Source organism: Xenorhabdus sp. PR6a (assembly GCF_028599065.1).
Taxonomy (GTDB): domain Bacteria; phylum Pseudomonadota; class Gammaproteobacteria; order Enterobacterales; family Enterobacteriaceae; genus Xenorhabdus; species Xenorhabdus doucetiae.
This window is the reverse complement of record NZ_JAQRFJ010000003.1, coordinates 60,895-80,211: the sequence shown is the minus strand read 5'-3', so window position 1 is coordinate 80,211 and position 19,317 is coordinate 60,895. Positions and strand designations below refer to the sequence as shown.

Sequence of the window (19,317 nt, the reverse complement as noted above, 5' to 3'; positions counted from 1 at the left end):
GGGCGTATATGCCCCTTTCTTGGATAGAAAAATAACGCAATGGCGGCGTTATTCTTGCAATATAGGCTGTACCTGTGTTTGTGATTGCTCAGTCGCCGGAATTTCCTGTCCAAAACCGCGCAGCCCAACGACGTGGACATGTTCTTGATGATTAAAAATCTTACGGACCAGTTTATAGGTTGTCCCTTTTTCTGGACTGATATTCTCTGGTGCCGCGATAATTAACTGCATATGTAAGCGTTCACATAGCTCAAACAGGGTGGCAATGGATTTCGCATCCAGTCGAGCCGCTTCATCAAGGAACAACAAGCGGCAGGGGGAAATATCTTTACCCCGCAGGCGACGTGATTCCTCTTCCCAGCTCTGGACGACCATAACCAGAATGGACATCCCCGTACCAATCGCTTCTCCCGTAGACAATGCGCCGCTTTCCGCTTTTAGCCAGCCATCTGAACCTCGGTTAACTTCAACATCCAGCTCAAGGTAATTACGGTAATCCAATAACTCCTCACCAATGGTCTGGGGCAGGCGCTGTCCCATATCGATTTGCGGGTTTAAGCGCTGGTAAAGTTTCGCCATCGCTTCTGAGAAGGTCAGCCGTTGGCTATTAAACAGATCCTGATGTTGTTCCTGTTGTTCACAAAGCACATCCAGCAGGAGGGAATGACTTTCACGGACATTAACATTCAGGCGAACCCCCCCAACCTGTCCAAAAGCAACCGCCTGTAATCCTTGGTTCAGCATACGAATGCGGTTCTGTTCACGTTGAATGGTCTTGCGGATGATATTCGCCACGCTTTTGGCACTGATCGCCAGTTTCTGCTCACGGGCGGTCAATTCTTCGGTCAAACGCGCCAATTCAATTTCCATCTGCTCAATGGCATCGACGGGATCATCGGTACGGATAATATCCTGACGAATGCGTTCGCGCAGGTGTTGGTAAACCGCAACGAAGAATTGGATCTTGCGTTCAGGGCGTTTCGGATCTTCGGACAAACGCAGCGCATCACGCAAATGCTCATTATCGGCCACCGCCAGACGCAATGCCCCCAGCGCTTTATCCGACATTGAACGCAGATCATCACCTTCCATATAGGCCAGTTCGCGACGATGCAAACGACGTTCAACGCCGTTATCTTTCACCATGCGCATCACGGCACACCAGCCGGCTTTAGACGCCACCACCTGCTCACGCTTCTGGTAATAGTCACGCTCAGATTTGCGCAGTTTCTTCTGGAGGTTTTCCATTTCCGCTTCACAAAATGCGATCTGTTTCTCAAGTTGGTTGATGCGGGAACGGTTGGTATTCACAGCGGCATGGAGCTGATCACGACGTTCACGGGCACGGATTTCTGCGTTGGCATCCGCCTGAACGCCGATATCTTTCATCTCCTGTTCAAGTTCTTTCAACATATCTCGCTTAGTGTCGTAAGAACTTTTCAGTGATGCCAATACTTGGCTGAACTGGGCACATTGTGCTTGTTGTTGACGCAATTGTTCACGCGCACGGCTGCGATCAGATTCTGCATGTTCAAGGCGCTGACGCAATTTATCGTTCAGGTCAGCATTTTCATTGAGCATACCCGCAGAGTCACTGTAGCTGAAATGCGCACGGCGTTGCACTACTTCCGTTAAGGCAAAGGCTTGTTGTTTCGCCTTATTCTGGCTGTGTTTCACGGCCTCATAATCTTTCTGCAACTGTTCATGTTGCTGTGGATCACTTTGCAAAACCGATACCACAGGCTCAAGTTTTGCCAGCGCATTGCCGTGTTGTTGCAGGAAACGCGCCGCTTCCTGAGCCTCACTCATTTCTTCACGGACGGTTTCCACGCGATCAAGCAGGGTTTCATCCAGCAAAATCGCAACTTGTGGGATCAAACGATTTAATAGTGACAGGCTCTCTTTCACCTGACCTCGTTTCTGCTGATGTTGCTGAGCCTGAGTTTCAGATTGAGATAGCTCACGTTCCAGTTCAGTACGGCGCTGGTTCAGGCGGCGAATTTCGACTTCGGGATCATCATCAAACGCAACAGAAAGGTGTTTGCCCACAAAACGACTGAAAGCCTGATGCGCACGCTGAATTTTCTGCACATCAAATGACAGTGTTGCATAGCGCTCTGCCAGCGTATCGCGCTCAAGGCTGAGTGCTTCCAGACGATTTTCTCTTGCTGCCCGCCCGAATAACGGCATTTCAGGATAGCGGGAATAACGCCATTGGCGATCGGATGATTTCACCAGAACGGCGTTTTCCTGCTCTTCAAAAGAGAACACACTGTCGTCGAAAGATTGCGGATCGCCTTCGATTAAATAGAGATCTTCCGGACAATCTTCCAGTGCTTCCAGATGTGGGCGCACCAGTGAAAGATCGGGCACGACGATGGCATGACGCGCAGGGCCATACAGGGCGGAGAAATACGGCGCATCATCAATAGTAATGTCGTCATAAATTTCAGATAACAACACGCCGCCAAAACGCTCCGCCAATGCAAGCAAGCGGTTATCTTCGGCACCACTTGGCTGGCTTAGGCGCTCAATCTGTTTTTCCAGCTCGCGTTTCTGTGCCGCAACCTCATCACGCTCGACGGTAATTTCGCGCTCTTTTTCCAGCAATTGCTGCATGTATTCCGTCACATCGTGGCTGCTTTCGAACGTTTCATGGTTCTGTTCACCCAGTTGGTTCAGGGCTTCCTGTGCCGCCAACCATACCGGCGCCCGCGCGGTCAGTTCCTGAATTTTTTGCTTGAGCTGCTCAAACTCCTGACGGATTTGAATACGGCGTTCGCCGCTTTCATTGGCACTCACGCTCAGTTCTTCCAACTGGGCTTCTAATTCGCCCTGCAACGCCTCCAGCTCTTCCGCCTGATACTGCTGGTTATGACGCTGACAAAACTCTGCCAACAAACGCTCGGCATTTTGCTGACTGCCCAGACGTTGCTCCAATTCGGCCAACTGAATACGCAAAGGCTGGACGCGCTCGGCCAAATGGCGCTGGGATGGCCATTCACGCAATGCTTCACGGGCAGCCTGCCATGCTTCACTGCGGCTCACTTCACCCACGATGTTTTTTACCCGTTGGTAGGCCTGCTCAAACTGACTATGAGCCGCATCCGCCACGCTTAATTTTTGTTCCAGTGCCAGCAAGGTTTCAGTCGCCTGCTGCGCTTTGGCCTGATAGGTTTCCTGCCATTCGTCAGCATTTTCTATCGCCAGATCGGGAAGCTGGCAAATTTCACGGGCACGCGCTAACGCTTGCAGCGCTTGCTGATATTGAATCGCCCTGGTTTGCTGCACATCCAACGCCTGTTGGTAGTCAGCAAGCTGGCTTTTCAGCTCATCGACTTCTTGTTCGGCTGCTTCAGACATAGCGTCATATTCCGCCTGAAGTTCTTTTGCTTCTTCAACAACTTCGCTCTGTTCTTCCAGCCGATAAGTCAGTTCTTCAACATCAGATTGGTAGCGGTCAATTTTTTCCTGCTGGCGCATCGCCGTTTGAACCAGATTCAGGTGATCACTGGCCGCCTGATAATCCATTTCTAAATCAGAAGATGTCCCGCTCTGTTCTGCCAGTTCCCTCGCCATTTCCACATGGCGATATTGTTCAGCCACCAATTGGCGACGGCTGCCAAATAATTCACTGCGCAAGGCCAAGGCTTCATCCAGATGAACACGGCGTTCGTTGGCATGGCGCATATAGTCAGCAGAGACGTAAGCCGTCGCCTCGGTGATCAGGTGCTTGAAAAGATCACGATCAGATTGGGTGACCCGGATAGCTTCGAGGGTTATGCGGTTCTCACGCAGTGCCGCTTCCATGTCCTGAAACGCTTTTCTGACACCGCTGTTTTCCGGCAGCAAATAATCCCGCAGTGAGCGGGTGATCGCACTGGAAATCCCGCCGTACAGCGAAGCTTCGATCAGGCGATAAAACTTGCTGCGATCACTGGCTGAACGCAGGCGTTTGGGGATCACGCCCAAATCAAACATCAGGGAGTGATAATCGGTAATCGAGTTAAATTGTTTAAACTGAACGCCTTCCATCTCATCAAGACGTTCTTTTAGCTCGTTCAGTGGCAGAACGCGGGCCTGACGTTCATTGATATTTTCCGTCAGTAACTGCGTTGGCTGAACCGATGCCGGAACGCCCTGGATCATAAAGGGTTTGATATCCACTTTGCGATCACGCCCAGCCACTTGTTGTAAGCGAACGCCGGTGATGATCCGTTGATGGCGGGAGTTAACCACATCCAACGTAGAATAGCAGACACCGGCACGCAGCTTACCGTGCAAGCCTTTATCGCGCGAACCCGACGTTGCGCCGGCTTCTGTCGTATTGCGGAAATGGAGCAAGGTTAAATCCGGGATCAAGGCGGTGACAAAGGCCGCCATCGTGGTGGACTTACCGGCACCGTTACCGCCGGATAAGGTCGTGACAAGTTCGTCAAGATCAAACGTTCTGGCAAAAAAACCGTTCCAATTAACCAATGTCAGTGAGCGAAATTTACCGCGTTCAATCATGACTGCTCATCCTCCGCACCGTCTGCTGAATGCCCTGATGCTTCTTCATGTTCATTATCTTCCTGCGATGTTGCCCCTTCTACCAGCATGGCTTCACCATCACGGATCATCCGCAATTGTGCTTCACGTGGGTCATCACCGCTGCGTACATCTGCACCGAAGCGGAATACCGCTTCGGTAATCGTAAATTTGTTACTGTCGTTTTGCAGAAAATAAACCATCCCCAAACGGCGTAACCGGTTTAAGGCCGTGCGGGCTTTTTCCTGCAATTTCTGTTTGTCCAGATCGGAACCTGTCGAGCGTTGATTGACGAATTTCATCAGCTTATTTTCATCGGCCAATGACAGTAATTCTTCGTACAGTTCCTGAAAAGTAAATATCCCCTGATTGGATAAACGCTCTGGGCTAAGGTAGAGGTAACACAAGATCTTACCCACCATCATATCCAATTCAGACAGCACCGATCGCGGGATCAGCGTCGTTGAACGGGGACGCAGGTAGAAGAAACCTTCTGGTGCGCGGATTAACTCGACGTGATAACGCGCATAAAACATTTCCAGCTCTTCCTGAAAATCCATCAAAAAAGCGTGATTATCAAGGTCATCCAGACTGATATGACGCCCGGCGCGTAGCTGGCTGTCTAATTCAGGAAAAAGTGTATTGGATAGTGCCTGAGCCAGCTTCACTGGCATAAGTTGTTCAATATGTGTCGATGACATGTGCCTGTACCTTGGCTCCGTAATCATTAATCGCTAACCATTCCGCCGGTAACCCAGAGAAATCGGCTTCTGCAACGCCCAGCCTGACGGCTTGATCCACTAAAATACGTGCCACATCAAAATGACGTTTACGTGGATACTGAGCAAGGTAGTCACGCAGGACAGCCCCCAAATCCAGCGGAAGTTTTGCCTGTTGGTAAACCGCCAGCGCCTGCTCTACCAGTTCAGCCAATTGTTCATTGAGTTCACTAAACTCTTCGTATTCCATTTCCGGCGGTAATTCTCCCATTACCTCTTCATTGCGCAGAGTCAGTCCTTCATCACGCATATCCAGAAAACGTTCTGCATTCGCGATGGTCAATGCCCACGGGCTGTCATCATAGTGTTGAATAGATTGGCGGAGGCGCTGGGCAAAAATGCGGTTTTTATCCATGTCAATGGCGGTGCGGATAAATTTGTGAACGTGGCGGTCATAGCCTATCCACAGGTCGATGGCTTGTTGCCCCCAGCTAATGATGCGATCCAGTTTGCTTTGTAAGTCAAAAACCAGTTTATCCACCAGCTCAGAACCACCGCTGTCCATATTCGCGGCTTGAATGCGCAACAGATTGGCCTGCAATTTATCACCCGCCGCTTCCAAAGTATCCTGAAGCTCCCGCAGGGTGCCGGAGGTTTCAGACAGCAGTTGTTCGCAGTTTGCGATAGCGGCCTGCCAATCCTGATTGAGCAAGGCGGCGATATCGGTTTTTACGCTATTTTGCTGTTCATCCATCAAGCGCTGGGACATATCGATGCTGTCAAAAATTTCAGCCACGGAATATTTGAGCGGGGCAAACACATTGCGATGCCAATGGAGTTCATCGCCCCCTTCTTCGGCCGCTTCTGCCGCGCGATGCAATTCGTTGGCGACGATGGATAACTGCATGGAAAGACGCAACGTGGAGAATTCACGCTGACGAATATAATAATCGCTGATGCCAATGCCCAGTGGGGTCAGGCGATAAATGGCATTGCCATCCGCTAATTCACTGGTAAAACGGTTAAGTAATTTCTGGCGAACCATATCGTTTATGGCATTATTCGCCCTGACGGATACCGCTTCCGACGTCTGCTCAAAACCTTTGCACACTTCACGGAAAGCATCCACCAGCTCCGCTTCACTCATTTCACCGTCAAACCGTTCACTGTTTAATACGGCAATCGCCAGCAAAAAAGCCAATCGCTCTGGTGGCAACGAAATTGAAAAATCATTTTTTCTGGCCCAGGAGACAAGTTCAGGAACAGTCTGGGAATATTCACTCATAATTCGCTCTTTAAGGTAGGCTTGCGTGCCATCACATGAATGTAACGCCCCAGGCTGATATAGGGCTCCTGCCTGCAATAACGCTGTTCAAGTTCAAGCAACGCGGGGAAATCTGCGTCTTGTAATTGACGACTTTGCAGGTAATCGTGAAAAACCCTCACGCCTGTTTTACCTGTTATTTCCATCTTAAGTTCGGTCAGCCATTGATATACCTGTCCAGGTATTAATGGATTTTGCGGTGATAGAGAACGTTTTCGGCGACGCCGGATATTGGGTGTCGCCAAATGAAAATTACCCAAGATAGCATTACGCATGACCAGCCCATTAGCATTATAAAACATTAATGAAAGTGCACCACCGGGTGTGATTATATCGCTCAATGTTTCTATCGCCTCTTTTTGGTCAGTGATCCACTCCAATACCGCATGAAATAAAATCAGATCAACGGGCTGTTCAATATGCTGGCGAATTTCCTGTACCGAGCTTTGGATAAATTGCATCTGGTTGAGAACATCACGCTCTCCAGCGTTATGTTTTGCTCGTTGGATCATCTCTTGTGACAGATCACAAAGTATGACCTGATGCCCCAATTCAGCTAATTGGCAAGCCATATTCCCTTCACCGCCCCCGGCATCCAAAATACGCAATGGGCGTTGAGGCAAGTGATTCAGCAATTCGTTAATATCCTGCCAGACAACGGCCTGCCTGATTTTACCTTTGGTTGTGCCGTAAATATTACGTGAAAATTTGTCTGCAATATCATCGAAATTGCGATCCCGCATGAAAAACTGCCCCACTTATCAGCTAAGTTTAATTTATCTATTGAGTCGTTATGCTATCTACTGCTATTTTTACTGCCGTTATTTTTTACTGCTATCAATTTTTTACTACTACTATTTTTACTACTCTCTATTTTGGCACAGTAATCATTTAATTAACTACTTTTAGCCTTAAAATTTGCCCCTGCGAGATTACAGTTTAACCAACCCAAGGCCAATCAATGTTATTTCTGCTAAAAAAATATATCGGCTCGCTATTAATGCCTTTGCCGTTGATGATTATCGTCTCTTTTGCCGCCCTGCTATTACTGTGGTTCAGCCGCTGGCAAAGGACCGGGAAAACCATTTTATCACTCAGTTGGCTGGCATTGCTGTTATTGAGTTTACAGCCTATCGCAGATAAATTCTTACTCCCTGTCGAGGGAAAATATGTTCAGCGCTATGAACCCGATGCAACCTCTATCACCTCTCATTCGGCGGTGCCGGTAAAATATATTGTGGTTCTCGGCGGCGGTTTTACTTATAACCCTCAGTGGGCTCCCAGTGCTAACCTGATCAGTAACAGCTTGCCCAGAGTGACCGAAGGCATTCGCTTGTATCACCTTAACCCCGGTGCCAAAATGATTTTCACGGGCGGTAAAGGCGTAAATGCAGTCAGCAGTGCTGAAGTTGCCGCTATGGTAGCACAATCGCTGGGAATTCCTGTAGAAGACACGATAGCCTTAAAAAAACCCTTGGATACCGAAGAAGAAGCGGCTGAGGTTGAAAAAGTCGTCGGGCAACAATCTTTTATTCTGGTGACTTCGGCCAATCATATGAAAAGATCTCTCCAGTTTTTTGCACAACGCCGCCTGCATCCCATTGCTGGCCCTGCTAATCAATTGGCGGTCACAACCCCTTTATATCCGTGGGAAAAATATATGCCTTCTTCCTATTACTTATCACATACAGAGCGTGCCTGGTATGAAACATTAGGGCAAATCTGGCAAGCCATTAAACCGGCAAACCAAGATATCGGCATTGAGAAGTCAGAGAACACCCAATAAAAAGGTGATAAGAAATAGCCTCAGATAGGTAATGTTCATATTATTATCTCCCCGCAACACGGGGGAGATAATAAAGGCATCTTGGGGTACGACGAATGTCGTCATATCAAACAAGAAATCAGATCGCGGCAAAAATTTTTCTGACAGCATCCAGATCTTCTGGTGTATCAACACCTGCGCCGGGTGCTTGTAGCGCTTTTGCGACATGAATTTTTTCACCGTACCAAAGCACTCTTAATTGTTCGAGCATTTCGATACCTTCCAGCGGACCAGGAGCCCACTGAACATAGCGCCGGATAAACCCTGCCCGATACGCATAAATACCAATATGGCGCAAGAAATGATCCCCAATCGTCTCTTTTGATTGCATAAAACGATCACGTTCCCACGGGATCGTGGCGCGAGAAAAATAGAGCGCATAACCTTTTGAATCCATAACCACTTTGACAGCATTAGGATTGAATGCTTCTTCCGCATTCTGAATCTGCACGGCAAGCGTTGCCATCCCAGCATCACTGCCGGCCAAATTATCCGCTACCTGCTTAATGATCTGTTCTGGAATAAGGGGTTCATCACCCTGCACATTGACAATAATGTCATCATCAGCAAATTGATATTTATCAATAACCTCAGCCAAACGTTCTGTACCTGAATGGTGATTTTCGCTTGTCATGCAAGCCTCACCGCCCGCAGCAATCACTGCATCAAAAACCTCTTGATTGTCTGTTGCCACAATAACCCGATAAGCACCTGAACGGGCTGCCCGTTCCATCACACGCACAACCATTGGCTTGCCATGAATATCGGCCAATGGTTTTCCCGGTAAACGTGTTGAGGCAAAACGTGCTGGAATGATAACGGTAAACATAGGTTATTTGTTTTCCTCTGTCGGCAAGACACGTGCTTCATTCTCTAGCAACACAGGAATGTCATCACGGAAAGGAAAAGCGAGGCGATCAAGTTTGCAAATCAGTTCAAGGTTTTCTTTATCATAACTGAGTTTGCCATGACATATCGGACAAGCAATGATTTCGAGTAAACGGTGATCCATATATCCCCCAAGTAACATTATGAAAATCCCTTACTCCTGCAATGCGAGGAATAAGGAAATGATCGACAATTTTGGCATGTCAGTTATTATTGGCAATATTTAATGCTGGCAGTAAAGCACAAATATCGTTCAATACTTTTTGCCCTTTTTCCTCTGGCAAGTCAGCATATACAGGCAAATACCACCAGTTAGGTTGTGCAAACTGGAAGCATTTAACCGCATCCTTTTCTGTCATCAACAAATTTTGCTTGCTATTGGCCAAAGCTAACAATTGAGATTTTTCGTAAAGCTTATGATCAGCAAAAGCGTATGTTTTCTGCAAGCTAGCGCCTAATTGCTGTAATGTTGCAAAAAAACGCGGTGGATGACCAATGCCTGCCATCGCAATGCGATTGGGAATATCTGCGACTTTTCGTGTTTCGCCCGTCAGCAAGTTAACCGCCAAATCTCCCTTTAGAGTCATGGGTAATTCACCTGCTTCTGCTGTTCCGCCATTAACAATGATCGTGTTAACGCTATTCAAGCGCCCTGCCAATTCTCGCATGGGGCCGGCCGGCAACCAACAGCCATTACCAAAACGACGAACACCATCAATCACCACAATTTCATAATCACGCCGCAAGGCATAATGTTGAAGGCCATCATCGGTAATGACGATATCAACCGGCGCGTGTGTCAATAATGCTTGAATAGCTTCAGCTCTCTTTGGAGCTACCGCAACAGGTGCACCAGTACGACGGCGAATTAAAACCGGTTCATCACCGGCTTGTGCCGTTGTCACTTCATCGGTCACCAGTAGCGGGTAATGTTTCGACTTCCCACCATAACCACGCGAAACAACGCCAACTCGATAGCCTTTTTGTTGCAACTGTTCAACCAGCCAAATGACAACCGGTGTTTTACCATTTCCGCCTGCTGTCAAATTACCGACAACCACAACAGGCACTGGTGCTTGCCAAGAGCGGCTCAACCTTAGTTTATAGCTTAAACGGCGTAAACCGCTTACCAGCCCATAAAGGGCTGATAATGGGAGTAATGCGATGTAAAGCCATGAGCGGCCTGACCATATGCGTTCAATCATTGGCCAAATTGCATCTTATATAACTGTGCATAGGCACCTTCTCGCCCCAACAAAGTGGCATGATTTCCCTTCTCTATAATATTACCATCTTCAATGACGATAATTTCATCGGCATTTTCAATGGTAGAAAGACGGTGAGCAATGACCAATGAAGTTCTGTTTTTCTGCAATTCATCTAATGCCGCCTGAATTGCACGTTCAGATTCGGTATCCAATGCAGAGGTGGCTTCATCCAAAATTAAAATCGGAGAATCACGTAATAAAGCACGAGCAATGGCAATACGCTGACGCTGTCCGCCGGAAAGCAAAACCCCATTTTCACCAATCATGGTATCAAGGCCGTTATCCAACTTTTTGATAAAGTCCATTGCATAAGCCATTTCTGCCGCTCGCTCGATCTCTTCACGACTAAATTGTCCTTCGCTGGCGTAAGCAATATTATTGGCAACGGTGTCATTGAATAGATGTACGTTTTGCGACACTAGCGCAATTTGGTTACGCAGTGAGGCCAGTGTATATTCGCGCAGGTCATGACCATCCAATATAATGCCCCCCTTATTCACGTCATAAAAACGCGTAAGGAGATTAGCAATTGTCGATTTACCTGATCCTGAACGCCCGACTAATGCAATGGTTTTTCCCGCTGGGATAGTCATTGAAATATGGTTCAGGGCAGGATGATCCTTGGTTGGATAACAGAAAGTGACATCACGGAATTCAATATTGCCTTTTGCCTTTTTGATTTCTAATTTACCGTCGTCTTTTTCCTGCTCCATATCCAAAATAGTAAATAACGTCTGACACGCCGCCATACCACGTTGAAATTGAGAATTAACGTTAGTCAGGGATTTCAATGGACGCATCAGGGCAATCATGGATGAAAACACAACAGTGATTTTCCCTGCGGTTAAAGCCCCCATAATTTCAGGAAAACTGGCCGCATACAGGATAAATGCCAGTGCAAAAGACGCAATAAGCTGAATAATCGGATCTGAAACAGAATCAGCAGAGACCATCTTCATACCCTGTTGACGCATATGATTGCTGACTTTGTTGAAACGTTCAGTTTCAACTTTTTGACCACCAAAAATCAAAACTTCTTTATGCCCTTTCAGCATCTGTTCGGCACTGGTTGTCACCATTCCCATGCTGTTTTGCATACTTTTACTGATATTACGAAAACGCACAGAAACCAGGCGAATCACACCCGCCACTATCGGCGCAATGACGATCAGGATCAGGGAGAGTTCCCAACTGTAATAGAACATCAGGATAAACAGGCCAATAATTGATGCCCCTTCCCTGACAACCGTCACTAATGCGCCGGAGGAAGAGGAAGCAACTTGTTCTGAATCATAGGTAATACGGGAAAGCAACGTTCCCGTGGATTGCTGGTCAAAAAAAGAAACAGGCATTCCCATCATATGATTAAACAGGCGGCGACGCATCTGCATGACGACTTTGCCTGATACCCAAGAGATACAATAACTCGATACAAAACCAGATATGCCACGCAACAACATCAACCCGATCACAACCAGTGGCATCCACTTCAATACACTCATGTCTGCCTTGCCAAAACCCTCATCAAGCAAAGGCTTCAACAAAGAAAGCATCAATGTATCACCGGCAGCATTCATAACCAGCGCAACCGCCGCAACTAACAAACCGACCTTGAAAGGAGTGATGATCGGCCACAATCGGCGAAAGGTCTGCCAAGTAGAAAGGTCTTTATCATTCATTATTGAGTTACCAAAACCAAAAGAAATAGCGGGTCATTCTACTCATGATCGCCACGATTACCAAACCACTGATGATACCACCGTGATACTATTTGTTGTCGATAACCTTTTAATTTAATGTGGTCACGATGAAAATAGCCAGTTATCTGACCAGAAACGGCTGTACTATGCCACTCAATTTCGGCATTTTTATAACGTTGTTTCACTTTCACGGAAGGCAGTCTCCACGGGCTATAGCGTGCAACTGAAGCCAAAGCATATTGGGGCATCACTCTACGTATAAATACGGGGGTAGAAGAAGTGTTGCTCCCATGGTGAGGCACTTGTAGTACGGTTGCATGCAGATGATTTTTCTCAAGCGCCGATAAACGGTATTCTCCCTGCTTTTCCAGATCTCCGGTTAATAATAGACTGTGCTTACCATCATCAATGTGGATCACACAAGATTGATTATTGCCCACAATCGCTGTCTTTTCTGGTGGCCAGAGGACGGCAAAATTTAATCCCTGCCATGTCCACTGTTCACCGCGGACACAAGGCAAATGAGCCTGATTTAACGAAGGACTTCTGATTTGGACATCAGGATATTTTTTGATCAGATATTCCATTCCTCCCGTATGATCCAAATGATCATGACTAAGGATGATTTGCCCTGGTGTTAACCGATGCCAACGCAAATAAGGTTCAATGACTTTTTCTGCCATACTGCCCGTTTCCCAACGATTGCCCGTATCGAAAATGATCGCTTCTCCTCCCTTATCAATCACCACAGCTAATCCATGCCCCACATCCAGCATTGAGAAGCGCCATTGATAATCATTGGAACGTTTGGAATAGCACGCAATAATTCCAATGCAAATCCCCAATAACCATTTATAAGATCGCCACCAACTTAACCGCCAAATCACAACGAAAAACCAGCCAGCAAGCGTCATCACAACAGGATAGTGCCCTGTTTCAAACCATGAATGCATCAAGGCAGGTAAAGGTATCAGGGAAAATAAAATACTGTAATCAACAAGTTGCCATAAGAATGGTTGGATAAACGGAAGAAAAATACCCACTATCCCCAACATAATTAATGGCACAGAGACAAAAGAGATAATCGGGACAGACCATAAATTAGCCACCAATGATGCAATATTAACGCCCTGAAATAACAAAAGCTGCAACGGTAACAACATTAACATCAGGCCCAACTGCATATGCAATCCACGCAACCATGCCCACTGCCAACCGCGACGAATTCTTTCTGGCAAAGGCATCCAGTGAAACCAAAATAACAGTGCCATCACCGCAGTAAATGAGAGCCAGAAGCTGTCAGAAAGAATGGCTAAGGGATCGGAAAGTAAAATCAGTGCGGCACCCCATAAAGCCCATTGCCATGAAAAACAAAGCTGGCTTTTACAGCGTAAATAAATCCACAAGGTTAGCCCCAATATTGCCCGAACGGCTGGAATTCCCCAGCCAGACAGCCATCCATACAATATTGCCATTAACCAACCCATGATTAATGGAAAACGAAATCCAATCCATTTTGCAGGAAAGAAAAATTGTATTATTCTCGCAAAACTCCAGCCAAATAAACTGGCCATTGCAATATGCAGCCCTGAAATTGCCATCAGATGAGCAATGCCTGTCTGCTGTAATAGCAAACGAGTCGATTTATCCAACCACGCCCTTTCACCAAACGCCAGTGCTAACGTAATACCAGACTGTTTTAGAGGCTGAATTTCTGGTAGCAATTTATTAATGAAATTTTGCCGAAGGTTACAGTCTCTATTGAGGGGTTTTGCCTTAATAACTTTTCCATTCAACGGCTGCCGAATAGAAAGTAAATAGCGTTGGCTATCATAACTACCCTGATTTAATTGAGCATGAACAGGTCTGAGTTTCATTGTCACCTGCCATTTCTGACCCGCACACAGCAACTCCTGAGAGTCCCATGATACTGATGCGTATAAGGCAGGAAAAATATATTTCCCATTGCTCTCAATCAGCCGGATACGATAACGCGCCGTTTTACCATTCTCCTCTTTTTTCGCTGTGATATTTTCCAACGATACACTATCAACCATAACGGTTGCAGTGCGGGAAGTTTCGCTGAAATAAGTCATTTCCGATAAAATTTGATGAGCATGCCAACATCCCAAAATCAACATCCATAATACCAGCGAAATCAGGCGACTCGATTTATAGGGAATAAACCATAAAACAAATGCCACACTCGCTAAGATAAGGAGATCACTCCATTGAGGTAATTCGCCAAATAATAAAAGAGGGATTGTTCCCAAAATAATAGCCACAGCAGCTTTATTTAAACTGATAATGGGTAGAGGCCTGCGCCAACCAGAGAAAAAATAACCAAAAATCGTAGACTGCATCCGTTTGTCTCTATATTGATATTCCATTCACGCAATAGAATTTATTCCAGACGCCGATTCACTGCCAACTAAATTAGGCTGATCTTAGAGGCGCTTCGCAAATCAGTTTCACTTTACCGCCCAATAAGTACCTGGTTATTCACATCTGCTCCATCAGTCCTGAAAGCCGCATGATTACTGGACTTAAGGCCTGCTCAAAATCGCAGCCGGATTAATATTTTCACAACCACAATAAAAACAACAAGATGTTAAATAAATATTACATACTTGTTAATAAAAGTTCAAAAATGTGATGCATGTCAATTGAATGTTATCTAAAGTTGGGGTACTTTCTGTAGTGGTTATTTTAACCAAATATATTTAAAGCCATATTAACTAGGATATTAATTATGAACGTCATTTTGATTGGGTGAGTAATAAAATAGCTTTGTGGCAATCAATGTTAGGTGTTTCATTGTTATTAGAAAATTATCCATCAGTGATCCCTCAAGAACGTTCACAGTCATCATTTTATCATCGTTTAATAAATAAAACCGATTGCCAATTACTCTTTGATATCTCGAATGCTGTAGTTGCTGAAAAAAATGGGAACGAATTAAAAGAAAACTGGTTTTCTCTATTTTCTAATACACAGCATTATCACATTGCAGGTTTCGAGCCATGTACTATAGGGAACTTATTCAGAGATACACATAATACCTGTATTAATTTAGAATCTAAAAAATTTCTAGAAAAGATTATATGATCTAATAATATTGAAACAATTTCTGTAGAACGTGATGATAATTTCAATATATCAGATTGGTCTCAAGACATACAATCAGTTAGTAGGTGATTTTATGAATGAAATATTTTATAAATCGATTATTCACCCAAATGGCAATAATTTCATGAGCTTATTGGAAATACAATACAGAGATTTAATCATTGATGCTTCCAGGTCTCTGATAAAAAGTGTATTTCCTGATATTATTTCTCACTTTAATATTAATGATAATCATATTTATTATGGTTTTATTTCGTGGTGTTATAAAAATAATGAACCTACAGATTGGCGGATAGGTATTTCATTGATTAAATATCTTAATATAAATTATATTTCTGTAGAGATAAAAATCAAAGAAGAACTATTGTTTCTTTCTTGTTCACAATGGACATACATGAACAAATCAAGAAATATAACAATCTTAATTTTATATGGTGAATTAAATGATAAATTATTCGGTGCTCAAAAATCAACTCTGGCAGATCAATTTCGTGAAGTTTTTTATATAGAAGTAGATAAAAATAACTATCCTATTGATAGCCATAGCTTCTTCTTTTGGGAGTTAAGCGAAGATGATGACATTCCGAAATTAATGGAGAATAAAAATGAAAACTGATTTCATTTCGAGGGCACTCATCATCTCATCAACTCGTTTTATTGCTTTGTCATTGCCTTTCTGCGATATGGTTATGTTAGGACATCAAGGAAATGAATATGTGAAAAATTTTTCTGTCGCTGCTCAATTGAGCCAAATTTTTATTATTTTATCAATCATGCTCAGCATTGGAATTAATATAATCATTGGCAGAACCAATCACCAAGAAAGAGAAAAATATATACAAGGTATTTTAAGATATTCAATTTACCTTGCCATTAGCCTTTTCATTATTAGCCTGCTCATAGCTCCTATTCTTCATCATGATATTGAAGCGCTTAAAACATACCTTATTCTAAGTATTAGTATTTTTCCATTATGCATATCAATCTGTTTTTCTAATATATTAGAAACTATTAAGCTGGAAAAAAAAGTTCTTGTAATCACACTATATAGCTCAATTGGAAATCTGTTCTTAAATTATGTGTTTATTCAGTGGATTGATAATAGTGCGATAGCCGTTTCAACATCAACCTGTTTTATCAGGTTATTAATATTAATTCCTTTACTTCATTTACTTTTAAAGGAAAAAATCAAATTATCACCAAAAAAAATTAAAGGATTAAATCAGGAGCTTTTAATATTAGGAAGAAGTAATGCTATAACCAGCCTCTGTTTTACAAGTGGATTATCACTTCTGATAATATATATTTCAAACAACATGAAAACAGAATTTTCGGCATTTTTCGGTTTAACTCTGAATTTCATGAATACAATATCTGTTATTTTTATTGGATTGACAATATCATTGACAATCTCATTGTCAAAAGAGAATGATAATATTAGAGTTGTTACCGTTAGCTATCTTAAACAAGCTTTTATTTACATTTTAGCTTTTTCATTTTTATTTTATTTCATCACACCATTATTGTCTTATGCTTATTTAGGTTACAAGAATCAATTACTAATTCAGTATTTTATTTTATCTATTGGTGTAATTGCATTTGACGGTATAGCTCAAGTCTTCATTTCGACTCTTAGAGTATATGGTATATCACAGATCCCTCCATTATTCAGGCTATCATTAATATTTATTGGGGTTCCATTATCATTCATTTTTTCAATTGATGATGATCCAGTTGCAAACATTATCAAATTTATGATGTTGGGTAATATCCTGGCAAGTATATTTTGTATTCTTTATTTTGTTAACTATTTTTCCCATAACAAAAAACGGCACCCTAAGGTGCCGTTAGTTTAATTAAGTAATAACTGATATCTTAGCTATCGCTATAGATATTCACGCGGTCACGTAACTCTTTACCCGGTTTAAAGTGGGGAACATATTTACCGTCCAATTCCACTTTATCACCTGTTTTCGGGTTACGACCCACACGCGGAGCCCGGTAGTGAAGAGAAAAGCTGCCGAATCCGCGAACTTCAATACGTTCACCTGCGGCTAATGTTTCTGCCATATGATCAAGCATTTCTTTCACTGCATCTTCAACGGCTTTGGCCGGCATGTGAGATTGTTGCTCCGCAAGTCTTTCGATTAATTCAGACTTGGTCATGGTACCTCCCTAAACTACCGTATTCGGGTAATACTCCCGTTCGAAAATATTACCCGCCGTTATTGACTTAGATTATTCGCCTTTAGCTGCTTTGAAAGCTTCAGCCATTGCGTTGTTAGCGAAGTTTGTATCTTCTTGTTTGTTCACAGAAGCGATAGCGTCTTTTTCATCAGCTTCGTCTTTTGCACGAACAGACAGGTTGATTACGCGGTTTTTGCGATCAACGCCAACATATTTAGCTTCAACTTCATCGCCAACGTTCAGAACTTGAGTTGCATCTTCAACGCGGTCACGAGAAGCTTCTGATGCACGCAGGTAACCTTCAACGCCGTCAGCTAATTCAACTGTAGCACCTTTTGCGTCAACTGCAGTGACTTTACCAGTCACAATTACACCTTTCTTGTTTACAGACAGGTAATTGTTGAATGGATCTTCTGCCAGTTGCTTGATGCCCAGAGAGATACGCTCACGCTCTGCATCGACTTGCAGAACTACAGCAGCGATTTCGTCGCCTTTCTTGTATTCACGAACTGCTTCTTCACCTGCAACGTTCCAGGAGATATCAGACAGGTGAACCAGACCGTCGATGCCGCCGTCCAGACCGATGAAGATACCGAAGTCAGTGATAGACTTGATTTTGCCTTCAACACGGTCATTTTTGTTGTGAGTCTCAGCAAATTGCTGCCAAGGGTTAGCTTTACACTGTTTCAGACCCAGGGAGATACGACGACGTTCTTCATCGATATCCAGAACCATAACTTCCACAACGTCACCAACGTTAACAACTTTGGATGGGTGGATGTTTTTGTTGGTCCAATCCATTTCTGAAACGTGTACCAGACCTTCAACGCCTTCTTCGATTTCAACGAAGCAGCCGTAGTCAGTCAGGTTAGTTACGCGACCAGTCAGTTTAGTACTTTCTGGATAACGTTTAGCGATTGCTACCCATGGATCTTCACCCAGTTGTTTCAGACCCAGAGATACACGAGTACGCTCACGGTCGAATTTCAGTACTTTAACTGTGATTTCATCGCCCACATTGACGATTTCGCTTGGATGTTTAACACGTTTCCAAGCCATATCAGTAATGTGCAGCAGGCCATCAACGCCGCCCAGATCAACGAACGCACCGTAGTCAGTCAGGTTCTTAACGATACCTTTAACTTCCATGCCTTCTTGCAGGTTTTCCAGCAGCTGATCACGTTCTGCGCTGTTTTCAGATTCGATAACTGCACGACGAGAAACAACGACGTTGTTGCGTTTCTGATCCAGCTTGATGACTTTGAACTCAAGCTCTTTGCCTTCAAGGTGAGCCGTGTCACGGACAGGGCGAACATCAACCAGTGAACCTGGCAGGAATGCACGGATACCGTTCAGTTCTACAGTGAAGCCGCCTTTTACTTTGCCATTGATAATACCAGTGACAGTTTCAGCTTCTTCGTATGCTTTTTCCAGCATCAGCCATGCTTCGTGACGTTTCGCTTTCTCACGGGACAGGATAGTTTCACCGAAACCATCTTCTACCGCATCCAGAGCTACGTCGATTTCATCGCCAACTTGGATTTCCAGCTCACCCTGAGCATTTTTGAATTGTTCTACAGGAATTGCAGATTCTGATTTCAGACCTGCGTCAACCAATACAACGTCTTTATCGATAGCAACTACGACGCCACGAACGATGGCACCTGGGCGAGTTTCGATAACCTGTAGGGATTCTTCAAAGAGTTGAGCAAAAGATTCTGTCATGTTAATGATCTTCAAGTTTTTT

The 19,317-nt window shown here is 44.4% G+C and carries 15 protein-coding genes; 4 read left to right on the top strand and 11 right to left on the bottom strand.

Annotation, left to right across the window (positions count from 1 at the left end; genetic code table 11):
• Positions 1-48 precede the first annotated feature (48 nt).
• The 4 genes from mukB to cmoM are packed head-to-tail and all read right to left on the bottom strand — an operon-like array spanning position 49 to position 7,316.
• Complete coding sequence (gene mukB / locus PSI15_RS01590; protein ID WP_273582011.1) at positions 49-4,512, bottom strand: chromosome partition protein MukB; 4,464 nt, start codon at positions 4,510-4,512, stop codon at positions 49-51.
• Positions 4,509-5,231, bottom strand: a complete 723-nt coding sequence (gene mukE, locus PSI15_RS01585; protein ID WP_045969990.1) for a chromosome partition protein MukE — start codon at positions 5,229-5,231, stop codon at positions 4,509-4,511. The genes mukB and mukE overlap by 4 nt, the downstream gene beginning before the upstream one ends.
• On the bottom strand, positions 5,212-6,534 hold the full coding sequence (gene mukF / locus PSI15_RS01580) for a chromosome partition protein MukF (protein ID WP_273582010.1): 1,323 nt from the start codon (positions 6,532-6,534) through the stop codon (positions 5,212-5,214). Before mukF ends, mukE begins: the two co-directional genes overlap by 20 nt.
• Positions 6,531-7,316, bottom strand: a complete 786-nt coding sequence (gene cmoM / locus PSI15_RS01575) for a tRNA uridine 5-oxyacetic acid(34) methyltransferase CmoM (protein ID WP_273582009.1) — start codon at positions 7,314-7,316, stop codon at positions 6,531-6,533. Before cmoM ends, mukF begins: the two co-directional genes overlap by 4 nt.
• A gap of 218 nt (positions 7,317-7,534) precedes the next feature.
• Here cmoM and elyC point away from each other — a divergent pair, with 218 nt between their 5' ends.
• Entirely contained in the window at positions 7,535-8,359 is an 825-nt protein-coding gene (gene elyC / locus PSI15_RS01570; protein ID WP_273582008.1) for an envelope biogenesis factor ElyC, read from the top strand.
• A 118-nt stretch (positions 8,360-8,477) separates the two neighbouring features.
• Here elyC and kdsB read toward each other — a convergent pair whose 3' ends face one another.
• The 5 genes from kdsB to PSI15_RS01545 form a co-directional block, all read right to left on the bottom strand.
• The gene (gene kdsB / locus PSI15_RS01565; protein ID WP_273582007.1) at positions 8,478-9,227 is read right to left on the bottom strand and encodes a 3-deoxy-manno-octulosonate cytidylyltransferase; all 750 of its coding nucleotides are present in this window, start codon (positions 9,225-9,227) and stop codon (positions 8,478-8,480) included.
• A 3-nt stretch (positions 9,228-9,230) separates the two neighbouring features.
• A complete protein-coding gene (locus tag PSI15_RS01560) occupies positions 9,231-9,410 on the bottom strand; it encodes a Trm112 family protein (protein WP_273582006.1) in 180 nt (59 codons plus the stop codon).
• 79 nt (positions 9,411-9,489) lie between these two features.
• Positions 9,490-10,491, bottom strand: a complete 1,002-nt coding sequence (gene lpxK, locus PSI15_RS01555; protein ID WP_273582005.1) for a tetraacyldisaccharide 4'-kinase — start codon at positions 10,489-10,491, stop codon at positions 9,490-9,492.
• A complete protein-coding gene (msbA, locus tag PSI15_RS01550) occupies positions 10,488-12,236 on the bottom strand; it encodes a lipid A ABC transporter ATP-binding protein/permease MsbA (RefSeq protein ID WP_273582052.1) in 1,749 nt (582 codons plus the stop codon). Before msbA ends, lpxK begins: the two co-directional genes overlap by 4 nt.
• Positions 12,237-12,271: 35 nt before the next feature.
• Positions 12,272-14,617: a ComEC family protein gene (locus tag PSI15_RS01545; RefSeq protein WP_273582004.1), complete on the bottom strand. Its 2,346-nt coding sequence runs from the start codon at positions 14,615-14,617 to the stop codon at positions 12,272-12,274.
• Positions 14,618-14,999: 382 nt separating this feature from the next.
• Here PSI15_RS01545 and PSI15_RS01540 point away from each other — a divergent pair, with 382 nt between their 5' ends.
• The 3 genes from PSI15_RS01540 to PSI15_RS01530 all read left to right on the top strand — a co-directional run bounded on the left by PSI15_RS01540 (position 15,000) and on the right by PSI15_RS01530 (position 17,239).
• Positions 15,000-15,362, top strand: a complete 363-nt coding sequence (locus PSI15_RS01540; protein ID WP_337928435.1) for a multinuclear nonheme iron-dependent oxidase — start codon at positions 15,000-15,002, stop codon at positions 15,360-15,362.
• 94 nt (positions 15,363-15,456) lie between these two features.
• Complete coding sequence (locus PSI15_RS01535; protein WP_273582002.1) at positions 15,457-15,999, top strand: hypothetical protein; 543 nt, start codon at positions 15,457-15,459, stop codon at positions 15,997-15,999.
• Positions 15,989-17,239, top strand: coding sequence for an MATE family efflux transporter (locus tag PSI15_RS01530; protein WP_273582001.1), 1,251 nt, complete (start codon positions 15,989-15,991; stop codon positions 17,237-17,239). Before PSI15_RS01535 ends, PSI15_RS01530 begins: the two co-directional genes overlap by 11 nt.
• A gap of 19 nt (positions 17,240-17,258) precedes the next feature.
• On the opposite strand, the gene ihfB is transcribed toward PSI15_RS01530, so the two are convergent.
• Together ihfB and rpsA are read right to left on the bottom strand one after the other, a co-directional pair.
• Positions 17,259-17,549 carry an integration host factor subunit beta gene (gene ihfB, locus PSI15_RS01525; RefSeq protein ID WP_045969974.1) on the bottom strand — a complete coding sequence of 97 codons (291 nt, stop codon included), beginning with the start codon at positions 17,547-17,549 and terminating at the stop codon, positions 17,259-17,261.
• Between the two features lie 72 nt (positions 17,550-17,621).
• Positions 17,622-19,295 (bottom strand): 30S ribosomal protein S1, encoded by a 1,674-nt coding sequence (gene rpsA, locus PSI15_RS01520; RefSeq protein WP_045969972.1) that lies wholly within the window; start codon positions 19,293-19,295, stop codon positions 17,622-17,624.
• Between the last annotated feature and the right edge of the window lie 22 nt (positions 19,296-19,317).

What these genes read in the sequence shown, in the direction of transcription:
- mukB (WP_273582011.1), bottom strand. Translation starts at nt 4,512, where the DNA reads ATGATTGAACGCGGTAAATTTCGCTCACTGACATTGGTTAATTGGAAC.
- mukE (WP_045969990.1), bottom strand. Translation starts at nt 5,231, where the DNA reads ATGTCATCGACACATATTGAACAACTTATGCCAGTGAAGCTGGCTCAG.
- mukF (WP_273582010.1), bottom strand. Translation starts at nt 6,534, where the DNA reads ATGAGTGAATATTCCCAGACTGTTCCTGAACTTGTCTCCTGGGCCAGA.
- cmoM (WP_273582009.1), bottom strand. Translation starts at nt 7,316, where the DNA reads ATGCGGGATCGCAATTTCGATGATATTGCAGACAAATTTTCACGTAAT.
- elyC (WP_273582008.1), top strand. Translation starts at nt 7,535, where the DNA reads ATGTTATTTCTGCTAAAAAAATATATCGGCTCGCTATTAATGCCTTTG.
- kdsB (WP_273582007.1), bottom strand. Translation starts at nt 9,227, where the DNA reads ATGTTTACCGTTATCATTCCAGCACGTTTTGCCTCAACACGTTTACCG.
- PSI15_RS01560 (WP_273582006.1), bottom strand. Translation starts at nt 9,410, where the DNA reads ATGGATCACCGTTTACTCGAAATCATTGCTTGTCCGATATGTCATGGC.
- lpxK (WP_273582005.1), bottom strand. Translation starts at nt 10,491, where the DNA reads ATGATTGAACGCATATGGTCAGGCCGCTCATGGCTTTACATCGCATTA.
- PSI15_RS01545 (WP_273582004.1), bottom strand. Translation starts at nt 14,617, where the DNA reads ATGCAGTCTACGATTTTTGGTTATTTTTTCTCTGGTTGGCGCAGGCCT.
- PSI15_RS01535 (WP_273582002.1), top strand. Translation starts at nt 15,457, where the DNA reads ATGAATGAAATATTTTATAAATCGATTATTCACCCAAATGGCAATAAT.
- PSI15_RS01530 (WP_273582001.1), top strand. Translation starts at nt 15,989, where the DNA reads ATGAAAACTGATTTCATTTCGAGGGCACTCATCATCTCATCAACTCGT.
- ihfB (WP_045969974.1), bottom strand. Translation starts at nt 17,549, where the DNA reads ATGACCAAGTCTGAATTAATCGAAAGACTTGCGGAGCAACAATCTCAC.
- rpsA (WP_045969972.1), bottom strand. Translation starts at nt 19,295, where the DNA reads ATGACAGAATCTTTTGCTCAACTCTTTGAAGAATCCCTACAGGTTATC.